Below are 15337 nucleotides of genomic sequence, written 5' to 3' on the forward strand. Positions count from 1 at the left end.
TAGTGAATATAATTGTACTACAACATATTAAAATAGAGGATCCAGGCTACATTAAAGATTTAATGTTATCTGATGGATTTAATTTAACCACAATAGAGTTAGACGAAGGTGAAAAAATACCAGAGGATCTTAGTAAATTTGATGGAATGTTTTGCATGGGTGGTCCAATGGATACTCATATGGAAAAAGAATATCCTTGGTTAATTGAAGAAAAAAAAAGAATTAAAGAGTTTGTTGTTGATCTAAAAAAACCTTATTTAGGTTTTTGCTTAGGTTGTCAGTTATTAGGTGAGGTTGTTGGTGGTAAGGTTGTTAAATCAAGTCCAGCAGAGATTGGAATGTTGGATATCAATTTTACCAAAGAAAAAAATCAAGATAATTTATTTTCTAAATTTCCTGATAAGATTAAAAGTTTGCAATGGCATTCGTATGAGGTTCAAGGAATAGAAAATAATAAAGATGTTACCTTATTAGCCTCATCACCAGTGACCAAATATCAGATTTTCAAATATCAAAATCATGCTTATGGAATTCAATTTCATATTGAAATAAAGGACACAACAGTCAACGAGTGGGGATGTGTACCAGAATATAAAAAAGCTTTAGAAGATCAATTAGGTGATGGAGCATTAGAAAAATTTGATAAATCTGCAAAAGATAATATGATTGACATGAATAATTATTCAAATATTTTGTATAATAATTTTAAAAAACTCTTATGAAAAAATTTATCTTAATTATATTTACATTTCTAATTTGCTCTCAAAAACCTGCGATATCTGGTGAAGTAGCTATGATTGGTGTGGTAGATGGGATGATTTGTTTAGATTGTCAAAAGAAAGTAACGAAGGAACTTAAAGCTGCTACAGGAGAAAATGATATAAACGTTTCATGGCAGGAAGGTGTTGCATTCATTAACTTTTCTGGAAGTACATCATTTACAGAAAAAGATTTTAAAAACGTGATTGAAGATGCTGGTTTTAATGTAGGAAAAGTTGCTAAGATTGATCAAAAAATACAAGACTCAAAAAGTGGTCTAGTGTTACTGAGTAAATTTTAAAACATCCAAACAACATGAATAATAAAATTTTTGAATGGGCAGGGGTCATTACTGCAATATTGTATTCATTATTTGTAGCTATGAATATTGGTATAGAGTTTTTTGGTTTTTGTTTATTACTTATATCTGCAATATTAATTGGAATTTGGGCTTATAGGGGCGGTCATAGAGGAATATTATTTTTACAATTCTTTTATGCTACAGCTGGTATTATTGGGATGTTTAGGTGGTTTTAATTAAAAGTTGAAATAATTTTAGGAATATAACTTTTAAAATTAAAAAAACCTTTATTGCAATATTGCCAAGAATACTGATCAAGTTTTCTATATAAAAAATCTATCTTTATATTATTTGAATTTAAATAGTCCAAGTTTTCACCCACTGTTGGATATAAAGCATAGCAATTTTCAATTTTTTTAATTTCACTTATATTTATTACTTCACAATCAAAAGACTTAGCTTTTAATCTTTGTTCTTGGTCTTCAATCAAAAGGGATTTAAATTTCACTACTTTTTCACTAAGTTCGATAGATCGATTATCATTTTTATTAGAAATTAAATAAATTTTTTTAAATTTATTATTCTGAAAATCAGTTATTTCAAAAGCGAGATTGTTCTCAAAGATTAAAAGATTTTTATCCACTATATTTTGTGGATTGTTAAAATCTTGTTTATTAATCGAATAAGTTTTTTCAGAAACTTTTGGAGGAGCATTTTCATTTAATTTAATATTATTAAACCTATTATTGGTGAATTTTTTGATATTCCATTCGCTTGCTAAATAATGTTTCCCCTGAGTTTGAACTCCAGCAACCCATCTCCAGCCAAGAGTATTTGATGCAGCATCTCCATCATAAAGATATTGCATAAAAAATTCTGCACCCAATTGCCAAGGTAATTCTAAGGTAAAAATCCAAATACTAGCAAACCACATTCTTGTATGATTATGTAAATAGTTGTTTTCTTTAAGCTCATTTACCCAAGCATTAAAGCATTCAATATTTGTTTTACCTTCAACAGCATTCATATAATTCTGATTGTTTTTGAAATCTTCTCTAATTTTATTTAATTCTATTAAATAGTCTGACCAAACATCTGGTCTTAATTCTAACCAACCTTTCCAATATGTACGCCACAAAATTTCTTGAATAAATTTCTCATTTTTTGAAAAGGAAAACTTACCAAGTGATTTTTTAATCACTTCTTCCTCATTTATAATTCCATGAGTAATATAAGGAGATAAACATGAAATATTGGATCTATTCTCTGGTCCAAAATCAAAATTTCTTAACTTAGAATATTCTGAAAGATTATTTTCTATAAAATAATTTAATTTGTCTAAGGCCTTAGCCCTTGAAGCTTCAAAATTCATTTTAAATTATTTTGATTTTTTTTTCTTTAGACCTAATTTATCACTGTGTCTTAATCTTAAGATTACAATAGCTCCAGCAATAAGAACGATCGCAACAGCTTCATAAACTAATGCTGCTGGATCCATTTCTTTACCTTGAAGAATGATAAATCGTGCTAGTGCAGTAATTGCAATTAACAATGGCAAAGTAATACTAATTGATTGTTGATGCCAAAAAACTCTTACCATAGCAAGCACTTCTAAATATAGAAACATCAATAGCAAGTCAGCTAAAGTTACAGATCGATTTTGAAACATTTTACTTATTTCAATTCCAACGGCGATTACTGTGCTTATCAAAATGATAACCATTAGTACGAGTTGTAAATTTTTTGCTATTTTTTCCATTACTTATCTTTACTAAATGGTAACCATTTTTCAAATACTGATTTTGATGGTCCATCATAAGGTATCGAATAAGAGTTAGTATTTGTTAAAACCTCAATACCTTTCGAAAAAACGAAGATAAAAACAATTACAAAAACAATAACCATAATTTTAAATGGATCAAAATTTTTTGTTTCAAAAACACTACTCGATTTTTCCTCTGCTTTATGAAATTGCTTAAATGTCATATACACTGCAAATATTAGTCCTACATGAGCTATATATGTTCCAGCCCATCCAAAAGCAAAAGTTGTATAAGAAAAAACGTATAAACTGAATACAGTTGTCCAAATAAAACTTAATACTAACAATATTTGTAATCTTACTGCTTTAGGCAAAGATCTAAGGTCATTTTTACTATCATCAAATAGTATATTAGCTGACTCTTGCATCCATTTTTTTAAACCATCCATATGAACTAAACTAAGTTTTTTTTCAAGATTAACAATGCCTAAATTGTCCGTAAATAATTGTTAGTTTCTTAACTTTTTTTTATGAAAGTTTATAAATTTCTCAACATTTGACTTATTAAAAGATTTATTTTCTTCAAAAGAAACTTTCTTCATAGAATAAGCACTACTATTAGTAATTCTAGATTGAATAGTTATGTTGCCTTTATAAAGTTTAAGTTTAACTGATCCATTAACTTTGTTTTTTTTGAGATCTACAATCTTTTGAAGTTTGAACCTTTCCTTTGAGTACCAATAGCCATTGTAAATTAGCTCTGCATATCTAGACATAATATTATCTTTTTTATGCATTGTTTCTTTGTCCAAAGTAACAGACTCAATTGCTCTATGTGCATGAATTAACAATGTTCCGCCTGGAGTTTCATAAACTCCTCTCGATTTAATTCCCAAAAATCTATTTTCAACAAGATCAACTCTTCCAATTGCATTCTTTCCAGCTAATTGATTTAATTTTTCAAGCAGTTTTGAAGGTCTTAATTTTTTTCCATTAACTCCAATTGGATCTCCATTTTTAAAACTTATAGTAACAAAGGTTGGTTTATTCGGAGCTTTTTCAGGTGAAATAGTTCTTTGAAAAATAAATTCTGGAGCTGAATTTTTTGGATTTTCTAAAATTTTTCCCTCTGTTGAAGTATGAAATAAATTATCATCTACAGAAAAAGGTGGTGCACCTTTTTTGTCCTTGGGAATTGGGATGCCATATCTTTTTGCATAATTAATTAAATCTGTTCTAGATTTCAATTTCCAAATTCTCCAGGGGGCGATAATTTTTATTTTTGGGCTAAAATAATGATATCCAAGCTCAAATCTTACTTGATCATTTCCTTTACCAGTTGATCCATGAGAGACTGCGTATGCTTTATATTTTTTTGCAACTTTAATTTGATCTTTTGCTATTAAAGGTCTTGCAATTGAAGTTCCTAATAAATACACACCTTCATAAATGGCATGTCCCCTTATCATTGGGTAAACATAATCTTTTACAAATATATCTTTTAGGTCATTAATGATTATATTTTTAACCCCAAATTTTTTTGCATTCGATATAATTTTTTTTCGATCTATTTCTTGACCTATGTCTGCTGTATAGCAAATGACTTCAGCATTATAATTTTCTTGAAGCCATTTTAAAATTATAGATGTATCTAACCCTCCCGAATAAGCTAAAACAATTCTTTTTTTTGATTTCATTTTTAACTGCAGGCTTTTTTCGCAGTATTATATGCTTTTGTAAATCCAAGTAGAGAATAATGATCTATAGTTTGAGATCCTTTTTCATTATAGCCACTAACCATAATTCTTGATCCTTTTTTCATAACTTTAACCATTATGTTTTCTTTTTTATTGCTTGTCATCCAAGCAAAGCCTTGTTGTTTAATATCAAATTTAAATTTATTATTTCCTGAAGTTGCTAAAACGGTATTATTTTTGTTAAATTCATACCCTCCAGTTGCGCTTATTTCGTTAGAAATTTTTTCACCCGGTCTAAATGTTACAAATAATCTTGCATCTCTTTTATTTGATTTGGGTGCCTGTAAAACTGGTATTGACTGAGCAAAACATACTTTTCCAGATTGTTCTGACATAACCATTACTTCCCAATCCTTATATTTGCCTATTTTTTTTAAATCATCTGCAAATGTTTTTGAGGCAAAAACTGCCAACACAACAAATGATAAAAATATGATTTTTTTAATTATGGACATGGATTTGGATAGATTTTTTGTATTTCATTAATTTCGTTTATAATTTCTTTTGTCAAATTTATATTTACACTTTCTATATTGGTTTTCAACTGCTCCATTGTCGTAGCTCCAATTATAACTGAGGTTACAAAAGGTTGAATTTCTAAAAACTTTAAACACATTTGTGCTAAATCTAATTTATATTTTTTTGCTATTTCATAATAAGCATCAACTGCTTTACCTGAGTTTGGTTTATTATATCTGGTCCAAAAATCGCCATCACGCTCAATTCTTGAACCCTTCGGTAATTGATTGTTTCTGTATTTCCCTGATAAATATCCACAAGCTAGAGGAGAATAAGCAAGAAGTCCCGCTTGTTCTCTTACTGACATTTCTGCAAGACCAATTTCATAAGATCTATTTAATAGGTTATATGGATTTTGAACTGACAGCATTCTTGGAAGATTTTTTTCTTTAGATATTTCTAAAAACTTAGATAAACCCCATGGAGTTTCATTTGATAATCCAACATATCTTATTTTTCCTTCTTCAATAAATTTTTTTAGATTTTCTAAAACATCTTCAAATTTTGTCCATTCACCATCATCAGTGTGCTCATAACCCAATTTGCCAAAAAAATTTGCTTTTCTCTCAGGCCAGTGAAGTTGATACAAATCTATGTAATCAGTCTTTAATCTTTTTAAGCTTCCTTCTAAAGCTTCAGTAATATTTTTTTTACCAAATTGATTTCCACCACCTCTCACATATTCTCTCATTGGTCCACAAACTTTTGAAGCAAGAATTACTTTGTCTCTTTTTTTTGTTTTTTCAAACCAATTACCTATAATTTCTTCAGTATTACCAAAAGTTTCTTCTTTTGGTGGAACGGAGTAAATTTCTGCAGTATCCCAAAAATTTACACCTTGATCTAAAGCAAAATCCATTTGTTCAAACCCCTCTGCTTCAGTATTTTGTTCACCCCAAGTCATAGTACCGAGACAAATTGTACTTACATCAAGATCAGTATTTCCTAATTTTTTGTAATTCATTAAGGTTTTTTGTATTATTTATTTTAACAATCTTTTAAGGCATCTTGAATAATTAGTAAAAGACTATATATCTTATTCATATGGAATTTGATAAAAAAGGCATACTAGCAAGAGCAAGAGCAGCAGCTCAAGAAACAGCTGTAACCGATGAGGGTTTAAGAGCTTATATGCTCAAAGTTTACAACTACATGGCAACAGGGGTTTTGCTTACTGGAATAATTGCATTATTAACTTTTAAAATGTCTGTTGTTACAGATGCTTCCGGATCAATTGTGGGTCTTACTCAAATGGGCAATGCAATTTATCTATCTGGATTGAAATGGCTTGTAATGTTAGCGCCACTTGGAATTGTTTTTTATATGAGTTTTGGCATTAGTAAAATGAGTGCATCAAAAGCACAAACAACCTTTTGGGTGTTTGCAGCTCTAATGGGATTATCTTTATCCTCAATTTTACTAGTTTACACTGGAATGAGTGTGACAAGAGTGTTTTTTATAACGTCAGCAACTTTTGGGGCGATGAGTATTTATGGATATACAACTAAAAGAGATTTAACAAAATTAGGATCTTTTTTAATGATGGGATTAATAGGGATCATCATAGCTTCAATAGTTAATATTTTTATGAAATCTTCTATGATGTATTTTGTTATTTCAATTTTAGGAGTTTTAATATTCGTTGGTTTGACTGCTTACGATACTCAAAAAATTAAAAATATGTACGTAGCTTCAGATTCAGGTGAATTGTTGGGTAAAAAAGCTGTGATGGGCGCTTTAACTCTTTATTTAGATTTTATTAATCTTTTTATTATGCTTTTAAGACTTTTTGGTCAAAGAAGATAATTTTATTTCTGAAGTTTTTTCCAGTTAGTATTTTTTAATAATGAGTTTAATTCAGACGAATTCTTCAATATTTTTCCGTTAGTATCTGTAATTAAATATTTGAGATTTTTATTCTTTGGTTTGAAATTTTTACAAATTTTATAAATTGCATTTTCGGCTGCATTTTTAAAAACACTAAAGCCAACCTGTTTACTTGAAATGCTAAGTCCATAATCTTTCCAAGATCCCTCCGAAACCATTTTTGCATAAAGATCTAATATAATTTTTAACTCATCCTTTTCAAAAAAATGGTTATCTTCTAGTCTTTTAATATCAGTATTATTTACTACAAGACGTAAGTTATTATTCATTAGTTTTATATTTATTAATTAATCCTATTTGAAAAGCTGTGAAAATAAAAGTTATTGGCAATAATCCCCAAACTTTAAAATTTACCCAAAACTCTTCAGATTGTGTTCTCCAAACAAGTTCATTTAAAATTGCTAATCCAAAAAAGAAATATATCCATCTTTTATTTAATATTTCCCAACCCTCATTAGTTAAAGAAATTGATTTGCCCATTAGTTTTTTTAAAACTGGTTCACTTGTGAAATATCTTCCAAATATTAGAGCAAGACCAAACATAACATTTATTATTGTTGGTTTGATATAAATAAAAACTGGATTATTAAAATAAATTGTTAAACCTCCAAAAAAAGTAATTAACACACCACTCAATAAAGGAACTTTTGGTATTTTTTTTTCTAAAAACCAAACAATCCCTAATGCTAGAATTGTCGCAATTATAAATGGAGGAATTGCAACTTTTAAGTCTTTTCCACTATCGTAATAGTAGTAAAAAAAAATTACTAAAGGCCCAAAATCAGTAAGAAACTTTAAAAAAGATTTATTCACTTAAAAGATATTAACATAAATAATATTTTCAAAGAAACTCTAAATTTTTGTTATTGATTTTTGTTTTGAAATACCCATACTAAGTATATGGCAATTCAAAAAGCTAAGTTTTCAATTGGCGATATCGTAAAGCATAAACATTTCGAATTTAGAGGTGTAATTTATGATGTTGATTTTGAATTTAATAATTCTGAAGAGTGGTATCAATCTATCCCTAAAAACGTTAGGCCAAGAAAAGATCAACCGTTTTACCATTTATTAGCTGAAAACGATGAAATTACTTATGAAGCTTATGTTTCAGAACAAAATTTATTAGTGGATGATTCAGATGAGCCAATTAAGCACCCTCTTATTGAGGAGATTTTTTCAGGGAAAAAAGGCTCTGCTTATTTTAAGCCTTCAAATTAAAGAAAATCACTTTTTAAACACATTTAGTTCAAACGTTGGTCACAGGAGATTGATATATTTAGTTAATTCTGATCAAGAGTGTTAATTATACCCTTCGTTATTATCTCCCTCTGCATTCTTGATCAGATTATCTTTTCATAATAAATATTCTAAAAAAAACTAAATATTTATGCTTAAACTTTTTCAACCAAATAAGATTTTTTCAATTACTTCAAAAGCTCCAAAATACGTTTTATTTTTATTTATAATTGTTTTATCAGTTGGATTAACTGAGGCATTAATTTTGTCTCCTGAGGATTACAAACAAAGTCACTCAGTAAGAATTATGTATGTTCATGTTCCCGCTGCATGGATTACACTTGGGATTTTTTCAGCAATTACTTTATTGTCAATCTTAGGTTATATTACAAAGTCTAAAAATTTTTTTCTAATTGCAAAAAGTTTAGCACCCTCTGGTTTTGTTTTTAATATAGTCGCTTTAGTTACTGGTTCAATTTGGGGTAAACCAACATGGGGCACATGGTGGGCATGGGATGCTAGGATAACTTCAATGCTTATATTAGCTTTATTTTATGGAATGTATTTAATTTCTTGGAGAATTCATGAGGATAAAGAAAAAATTTTTAAAGTAAGTACCATTATAACAATTTTAGGAATAATTAATGTGCCCATCATTAAATATTCAGTAGATTGGTGGAATACACTTCATCAGCCAGCATCAATTAATATTTTTTCAAAATCATCAATTCATTCTTCTATGCTGTTTCCCTTATTGATTATGACTGCGGCATTTGCTCTTTTTTCATTGCTTATTTTTTTAATGAAATATAATACAGAACTGATAAAGATAAAAAATAAAGGTTTAGATAGATTATGATAAATGAATTATTAACAATGAATGGCTATGGGCTGTATGTTTGGTCTTCATTTCTTTTTACTTTTTTAAGTTTTTTATCTTTGTATCTTGTTGTTAAGACTCAATACGTTAAAGAAAAAAACAAGTTTATAGCAAAATTTGGAAACTTAAACTCTGAAAGAGCAGCTTCTGCAAGAAATCAAAGTATTAATAAAGAAATTTTATCTAACTCGTCAAATATCTAACTTTTAAACCATGTATGGTCGTAAAGTTAAATTAAGATTTTTTTACATTTTATTAATTTTAGTAACCTTAGCATTATCAGTATTTTTAATTTTAAAATCTCTAGAGGAAAATGTGGTTTTTTTTAAATCACCAACGGATATTCAAATATTACCAGAATTAAGCAAGAGTAAAATTAGAATTGGTGGTATGGTCAAAAAAAATTCAATTAATATTGTTGATAAAAAATTAAATTTTATAATTACAGATTTTAAAAATGAAATTAATGTAGTGTATTCTGGGGTAGTTCCAAATCTATTTACAGAGGGTAAAGGTGTTGTGGCAGAGGGATATTTAAAAGATAAAAGTTTTTTTTCAGCTACAAAAATTTTAGCAAAACATGATGAAAATTATATGCCGCCTGAAGTAAAAGCTGCATTAGAGGAGAAATAAATTTGCCCAGTTTAATTGGATATTATTCTTTAATTTTTGGAATTTGTTTATCTTTTTTTATATATTTTTTTTCTATTAAAAACTTAAATGATACGCAAGAACTAGATACCAAAATTATTAATTTAGTTTTTTTACAACTCTTATTAGTCACAATTAGTTTTTTTGGATTAATTTTTTCATTTGTTAACTCTGATTTCAGTAATGAAACTGTTTTTAACCATTCACATACAACTAAACCACTTTTTTATAAAATATCTGGCACTTGGGGAAATCATGAGGGCAGTCTTTTACTTTGGCTGTTAGTATTAACACTATTTTTATTTTTATTTTTGATCAAATCTAAAGATCAACCAAAAAAATATAGAATTTTAACATTATTATTCCAGCAAATTATTATTTTTGGTTTTTTTGTTTTTTTATTAAAAACTTCAAATCCATTTAATTATATCTTTCCAGTGCCTCAAGAAGGATTAGGTTTAAATCCAATTTTACAAGACCCTTTATTAGCAATTCATCCACCAATTTTATATTTAGGTTATGTTGGTACATCTATAATATTTTCTTCTGCTCTTGCCGCTATTTGTTCAAATTATATTTCACAAATATGGGCCTCACATATTAAAAAGTGGATTTTAGTTGCTTGGATTTTTTTAACTTTAGGAATTTTGCTTGGCTCAGTTTGGGCGTATTATGAATTAGGATGGGGAGGATTTTGGTTTTGGGATCCCGTTGAAAACGTATCTTTAATGCCTTGGCTTGCACTGACTACATTATTACATTGTATATTAGTTTTAGAAAAAAGATTAATTCTTACTTCTTGGGTTGTAATATTGTCAATAACCACTTTTGCTTTAAGTATGTGTGGTACATTTTTAGTGCGATCAGGGATCTTAAATTCTGTTCACACTTTTGCAAATGATCCAGAAAGAGGATTATTTATTTTAATTTTTTTATTTATTTTAATTTTTTTATCTTTTTTTGTTTTTTTAATTTTTTATAAAAAAGAAACTAAAAATACAAAAAACTTTTTTGGTTTAAGTAAAGAAACATCAATTTTAATTAATAATTGGTTTATGATGTATTTTTTATCTGTAGTTTTAGTGGGAACCACTTATCCAATTTTTTTAGAAGTGATATCTTCAGAAAAAATTTCTGTTGGCCCACCATTTTATAACAAGTTAATAATCCCTTTTTTAGTTCCTTTTCTAATTGCTATGGCTATTGGGCCAAAACTAAAATGGATAAAATCAAATATAGAAGATAAATTTTATCTACTTTCATTTTTCATAATTTCTTTAATTTTATCAATGATTATAATTAAAGACCTAAAGATAAATTTTCTTATAAATACTATTTTAATTACATCAGCATTTTTTTTATTCTTTATTTCACTGAGGGAATTTTTTAGGAAAAAAATAAGAAATTTTTCTCAAAACTTTGCACATTTTAGTTTCAGTTTATTAATACTTAGTATTTTATTTAACAATATATTTTCCTCTGAATTAATTACCAATCTAAAAGTTAATGAAACTTTTGAAACAGAGAAATTTAAAATAACTTTTGAAAGTATAGAGCAAAAAAATAAAAATAATTTTAAATCTATTATTGGAAAATTTATTATAGAGGAATTAGGTAAAGATATTGACGTAATGCAACCAGAGCTAAGAATTTACAATCAACCAAATATAATTACCAGTGAAGCTGATATAAAAATTAATTTATTTTATGATAAATTTATGACTATGAACTATGTTCAGAATGAAGATTATTTTAATATTAGATACCAATTTAAACCTTTTATGTTTTGGATTTGGCTTTCTACAATAATGTTAAGCTTAAGTGGTTTATTAGGTTTTGTTCAAAGGAAGTATGAAAAGTAAAATTTTTCCAATAATTTGGTTTGTTATTTTTATAACTGTTTTTTTCATTTTTTACAAAGGGTTACAAAATTCTAATATCTATGTACCAGAAAATAATATTGAAAAAAAAATTCCTATATTTGAAGTTAAAAAATTTGCTTCAGATAATCTAATAGATTCAAATCAAATTTTTGAGTCCAATAAATTCTATTTATTGAATATTTGGGCCTCTTGGTGTGTCCCTTGTAGAGAAGAACACAAGTATTTAGTGGAACTTAGCAAAGAAAAAAATATTCAATTAATTGGACTTAATTACAAAGATAAATATGAAAATGCTAAAAATTTTTTAGATGAATTAAATAATCCGTATAATTCGATTTATTCAGACCAAGATGGAACAATATCAATTGAATTAGGTGCTTATGGTGTACCTGAGTCTTTTTTGATTTATGATAATAAGATTATAAAAAAAATTATTGGACCAATAAGTCAAAAATCATTATTTGAAATAAAAGATATAATTAAATGAGAATTTTAAAATTTTTAATTATTTGTTTTTTTTTATTTAGTTCTAGTTTTGTATATTCTCAAACTGAAAATAAAAGTGCTAAAATTACAAAAAACTTGAGATGTTTAATTTGTCAAGGACAATCAGTTTACGACTCAGACTCTGAATTTGCAAATAGTCTAAAAATATTAGTGAATAAAAAATTGGATCAAGGTCTCAATGAAAAACAAATTTACGATTTTTTAAAAGATAAATATGGTGAATGGATTTTATATGATCCAGAATTTAATAAAAACACCTATTTCCTTTGGTTATTGCCAATTTTGATATTCTTATTAGGTGGTGCAATTATATTTAAATTATCTATATTTAAAAAAAAATAATTTTTTAAAGTATGAATTTAAGAATTATAAAACTTTTGTTAATATTATCTTTTGTTGCGTTTTCCTCAATTGCTGAGGAGTTTAAAGTAAATAACAACAATACAAAGTTTAACGTTTATACAGGAATGTTTGATTTTAGTGATGATGGCAAGAGATCAACATTAATTGGGTTTCAACATCAAAATGTAGATTTAAATAGAGATACATTTTTAGGAAATTTATCTCCCATTACAGGCCTGATGTTAACTGCCGACAATGCAGCTTACATTTATACTGGTGTTCAGGCGCATTACTCACTTGGTGCATTAAATATAATTCCAAGCTTTACTCCGGGTCTTTATGAACAAGGAGATGGTAAAGACTTAGGACATATGTTGGAATTTAAAAGTGAGGTACAACTTTCTCTTAATTTACAAAAAGATAGTCAGCTCGGTTTTTCATATAATCATTTATCTAACGCAAGTTTAGGAGATAAAAATCCTGGGGCAAATAGTTATATGTTTAACTTTCTTAAAAAGTTCTAAATTATAGTGATGAAATTAAAAGATTGTCACAATTTTAGTGATTTTAGAAAACTTGCGAAAAAAAAATTACCCTCGCCTATTTTTCACTATATTGATGGTGCAGCAGATGATGAAATTACTTATGCAAGAAACACAAGTGCTTTTGATGATGTCGATTTAGTTCCTAATGTATTAAGAGGTGTAGAGGACGTAGATTTATCTACAACAATATTCGGAAAAAAATTAGATTTACCATTTTATTTAGCACCAACAGCTCTTCAAAGACTTTTTCATTATGATGGTGAAAGAGCAGTAGGCAGAGCAGCACAAAAATTTAATACAATGTTTGGTGTTTCAGCTTTAGCTACAGTTAGCGTGGAAGAAATATCTTCTATGATTGATACTCCAAAGATGTTTCAGTTTTATTTTCATAAAGATAGAGGATTAAACGACTCATGTTTGGAAAGAGCAAAAGCTGCAAAATTTGATGTAATGGCTTTAACAGTTGATACAATTACAGGAGGAAATAGAGAAAGAGATTTGAGAACAGGTTTTACATCTCCACCTAAACTTACATTATCTAGTTTATTCAGTTTTGCGACTAAACCAATGTGGGGAATAAATTATTTAACTAAAGGTAAATTTGAATTACCACATCTTCAAGATTATGTAAAAGAAGGAACCAGCACAAATACTTCAATTGGAAATTATTTTTCAACTATGTTGGATCAATCTATGAATTGGAAAGATGCAGAAAAACTTTGTGCTCAATGGGGTGGTCACTTTGCTTTAAAGGGAATTATGAGTGTTGAAGATGCAAAAAAAGCAGTCGATATTGGATGTACTGGAATAATGGTTTCTAATCATGGTGGTAGACAACTTGATGGATCTAGATCGCCCTTTGATCAGCTTGCAGAAATTGTTGATGCTGTTGGAGATAAATTAGATGTAATTTGTGAAGGTGGAATTCATAGAGGAACACATATGTTAAAAGCATTATCTTTGGGTGCTAAAGCTTGTTCTGGTGGAAGACTTTATCTTTATGCATTAGCTGCTGCAGGACAAGCAGGTGTTGAAAGAGCTTTAGAAAAATATAAATCTGAATTAGTAAGAGATATGAAATTAATGGGTTGCACAAATATTTCAGAATTAAGTAGAAGCAATTTAAGATTTAGAAGATAGTGACCTTAAAAGATTGTTATAATTTTGAGGATTTTAGAAATTTAGCAAAAAAAAAATTACCTTCACCAATTTTTCATTATATTGACGGTGGAGCTGATGATGAAATTACTCTTAAAAGAAATACAAAATCTTTTGATGATTGTGACTTAGTCCCTAATATACTTGCAAGTGTTGGCAAACCAGATCTATCAACAACTATTTTTGGTAAAAAAATTAATATGCCAATTTTTTTATCACCTTGTGCCATGCAAAGACTTTACCATCATGAGGGTGATAAGGCTTCGGCTAGAGCTGCTGATAAATTTGGAACATTTTACAGTATGTCTACAATGGCTAATAACACTATTGAGGAGATTTCAAATATTTCTGGTGGTCCAAAACTATTTCAGCTTTATGTTCATAAGGATCAATCAATTACTAATGATTTAATAGATCGTTGTAAAAGATCTGGGTTTGATGGCATGTGTTTGACCGTTGATACCTTAGTTGCAGGTAATAGAGAAAGAGATCATCGAACTGGATTTACGACTCCACCAAAATTAACTTTGCAGAGTTTAATGAGTTTTGCGCTGCATCCTAATTGGGTTTTTAATTATTTAACTCATGGAAAATTTAAATTAGCTAATGTTGCAACAAAAACTGACAAAGGCACAAATATTGCTAAATCAGTCATTGAATATATTAACGAACAATATGATCCTGCAATGAATTGGAAAGATGCTGAATATTGCGTTAAAAAATGGAATGGTCCATTTGCATTGAAAGGTGTGATGTCAGTCGAAGATGCAAAAAGAGCTATTGATATTGGGTGTACAGCAATAATGATTTCAAATCATGGAGGAAGACAACTGGATGGATCAAGATCTCCTTTCGATCAAGTTAAAGCTATTGCAGATGCTGTAGGTGATAAGCTCGAAATTATTTTAGATGGAGGTGTAAGACGTGGTACCCATGTCTTAAAAGCTCTTGCAGCAGGTGCTAAAGCATGCAGTTTTGGAAAAATGTTTTTGTTCTCTTTAGCCGCAGGGGGTCAGCAGGGAGTTGAACAATTGCTTAAAAACATGCACGATGAGATAAATAGGAATATGGTTTTAATGGGCTGCAAAAACTTAAAAGAGTTGAATAGTTCAAAATTAATTTATAGAACTTCTTATAAAAAATAAAA

General features: G+C 28.3%; 22 protein-coding genes. 14 read left to right on the top strand and 8 right to left on the bottom strand.

What is annotated here, in order from left to right; genetic code table 11:
• Positions 1-2: 2 nt before the first annotated feature.
• Genes ACTTAV_RS01410 through ACTTAV_RS01420 form a run of 3 tightly spaced genes read left to right on the top strand, consistent with a single transcriptional unit; the run spans position 3 to position 1296 of the window.
• Complete coding sequence (locus ACTTAV_RS01410; RefSeq protein ID WP_440669701.1) at positions 3-722, top strand: type 1 glutamine amidotransferase; 720 nt, start codon at positions 3-5, stop codon at positions 720-722.
• A complete protein-coding gene (locus ACTTAV_RS01415) occupies positions 719-1060 on the top strand; it encodes a heavy-metal-associated domain-containing protein (protein WP_440669702.1) in 342 nt (113 codons plus the stop codon). Before ACTTAV_RS01410 ends, ACTTAV_RS01415 begins: the two co-directional genes overlap by 4 nt.
• Positions 1061-1074: 14 nt before the next feature.
• A complete protein-coding gene (locus ACTTAV_RS01420) occupies positions 1075-1296 on the top strand; it encodes a hypothetical protein (RefSeq protein WP_075519603.1) in 222 nt (73 codons plus the stop codon).
• Here ACTTAV_RS01420 and ACTTAV_RS01425 read toward each other — a convergent pair.
• From ACTTAV_RS01425 to ACTTAV_RS01450, 6 genes are read right to left on the bottom strand one after another with little or no spacing between them, the layout of a single operon-like run.
• Positions 1293-2432, bottom strand: coding sequence for an FAD-binding domain-containing protein (locus ACTTAV_RS01425; protein WP_440669705.1), 1140 nt, complete (start codon positions 2430-2432; stop codon positions 1293-1295). The genes ACTTAV_RS01420 and ACTTAV_RS01425 overlap by 4 nt on opposite strands.
• Positions 2433-2438: 6 nt before the next feature.
• Entirely contained in the window at positions 2439-2819 is a 381-nt protein-coding gene (locus ACTTAV_RS01430) for a phosphate-starvation-inducible PsiE family protein (protein ID WP_440669707.1), read from the bottom strand.
• The gene (locus tag ACTTAV_RS01435; RefSeq protein WP_075519600.1) at positions 2819-3271 is read right to left on the bottom strand and encodes a UbiA family prenyltransferase; all 453 of its coding nucleotides are present in this window, start codon (positions 3269-3271) and stop codon (positions 2819-2821) included. The genes ACTTAV_RS01430 and ACTTAV_RS01435 overlap by 1 nt, the downstream gene beginning before the upstream one ends.
• A gap of 60 nt (positions 3272-3331) precedes the next feature.
• Positions 3332-4519 (bottom strand): argininosuccinate synthase, encoded by a 1188-nt coding sequence (locus ACTTAV_RS01440; protein ID WP_440669708.1) that lies wholly within the window; start codon positions 4517-4519, stop codon positions 3332-3334.
• A 2-nt stretch (positions 4520-4521) separates the two neighbouring features.
• Complete coding sequence (locus ACTTAV_RS01445; RefSeq protein WP_440669709.1) at positions 4522-5034, bottom strand: invasion associated locus B family protein; 513 nt, start codon at positions 5032-5034, stop codon at positions 4522-4524.
• Entirely contained in the window at positions 5025-6062 is a 1038-nt protein-coding gene (locus ACTTAV_RS01450; protein ID WP_440669711.1) for an aldo/keto reductase, read from the bottom strand. The genes ACTTAV_RS01445 and ACTTAV_RS01450 overlap by 10 nt, the downstream gene beginning before the upstream one ends.
• An 80-nt stretch (positions 6063-6142) precedes the next feature.
• Here ACTTAV_RS01450 and ACTTAV_RS01455 point away from each other — a divergent pair, with 80 nt between their 5' ends.
• Positions 6143-6904, top strand: coding sequence for a Bax inhibitor-1/YccA family protein (locus tag ACTTAV_RS01455; RefSeq protein ID WP_440669712.1), 762 nt, complete (start codon positions 6143-6145; stop codon positions 6902-6904).
• Between the two features lie 2 nt (positions 6905-6906).
• On the opposite strand, the gene ACTTAV_RS01460 is transcribed toward ACTTAV_RS01455, so the two are convergent.
• Entirely contained in the window at positions 6907-7254 is a 348-nt protein-coding gene (locus ACTTAV_RS01460; RefSeq protein WP_440669714.1) for a DUF2794 domain-containing protein, read from the bottom strand.
• On the bottom strand, positions 7247-7798 hold the full coding sequence (locus tag ACTTAV_RS01465; protein ID WP_440669715.1) for a septation protein A: 552 nt from the start codon (positions 7796-7798) through the stop codon (positions 7247-7249). Before ACTTAV_RS01465 ends, ACTTAV_RS01460 begins: the two co-directional genes overlap by 8 nt.
• Positions 7799-7885: 87 nt before the next feature.
• Between ACTTAV_RS01465 and hspQ the strand changes: the two genes are divergently transcribed.
• From hspQ to ACTTAV_RS01515, 10 genes are all read left to right on the top strand, one after another.
• Positions 7886-8206, top strand: a complete 321-nt coding sequence (gene hspQ, locus ACTTAV_RS01470; RefSeq protein WP_440669716.1) for a heat shock protein HspQ — start codon at positions 7886-7888, stop codon at positions 8204-8206.
• A gap of 169 nt (positions 8207-8375) precedes the next feature.
• Complete coding sequence (gene ccmC / locus ACTTAV_RS01475) at positions 8376-9083, top strand: heme ABC transporter permease CcmC (protein WP_440669717.1); 708 nt, start codon at positions 8376-8378, stop codon at positions 9081-9083.
• Positions 9080-9307, top strand: a complete 228-nt coding sequence (gene ccmD / locus ACTTAV_RS01480) for a heme exporter protein CcmD (protein ID WP_440669718.1) — start codon at positions 9080-9082, stop codon at positions 9305-9307. Before ccmC ends, ccmD begins: the two co-directional genes overlap by 4 nt.
• Before the next feature lie 10 nt (positions 9308-9317).
• Positions 9318-9737 carry a cytochrome c maturation protein CcmE gene (gene ccmE, locus ACTTAV_RS01485; RefSeq protein WP_440669719.1) on the top strand — a complete coding sequence of 140 codons (420 nt, stop codon included), beginning with the start codon at positions 9318-9320 and terminating at the stop codon, positions 9735-9737.
• Positions 9738-9739: 2 nt separating this feature from the next.
• Positions 9740-11617: a heme lyase CcmF/NrfE family subunit gene (locus ACTTAV_RS01490; RefSeq protein WP_440669720.1), complete on the top strand. Its 1878-nt coding sequence runs from the start codon at positions 9740-9742 to the stop codon at positions 11615-11617.
• Entirely contained in the window at positions 11607-12125 is a 519-nt protein-coding gene (locus ACTTAV_RS01495; protein WP_440669721.1) for a DsbE family thiol:disulfide interchange protein, read from the top strand. The genes ACTTAV_RS01490 and ACTTAV_RS01495 overlap by 11 nt, the downstream gene beginning before the upstream one ends.
• Positions 12122-12487 carry a cytochrome c-type biogenesis protein gene (locus tag ACTTAV_RS01500; RefSeq protein ID WP_440669722.1) on the top strand — a complete coding sequence of 122 codons (366 nt, stop codon included), beginning with the start codon at positions 12122-12124 and terminating at the stop codon, positions 12485-12487. The genes ACTTAV_RS01495 and ACTTAV_RS01500 overlap by 4 nt, the downstream gene beginning before the upstream one ends.
• Positions 12488-12498: 11 nt before the next feature.
• On the top strand, positions 12499-13011 hold the full coding sequence (locus tag ACTTAV_RS01505; RefSeq protein WP_440669723.1) for an acyloxyacyl hydrolase: 513 nt from the start codon (positions 12499-12501) through the stop codon (positions 13009-13011).
• Between the two features lie 9 nt (positions 13012-13020).
• Positions 13021-14172: an alpha-hydroxy acid oxidase gene (locus tag ACTTAV_RS01510; protein WP_440669725.1), complete on the top strand. Its 1152-nt coding sequence runs from the start codon at positions 13021-13023 to the stop codon at positions 14170-14172.
• A complete protein-coding gene (locus tag ACTTAV_RS01515) occupies positions 14172-15335 on the top strand; it encodes an alpha-hydroxy acid oxidase (protein ID WP_440669726.1) in 1164 nt (387 codons plus the stop codon). Before ACTTAV_RS01510 ends, ACTTAV_RS01515 begins: the two co-directional genes overlap by 1 nt.
• The last annotated feature ends 2 nt before the right edge of the window (positions 15336-15337 follow it).

Source organism: Candidatus Pelagibacter sp. HIMB1483 (assembly GCF_052048135.1).
In the GTDB taxonomy this organism is placed as follows: Bacteria; Pseudomonadota; Alphaproteobacteria; order Pelagibacterales; family Pelagibacteraceae; genus Pelagibacter.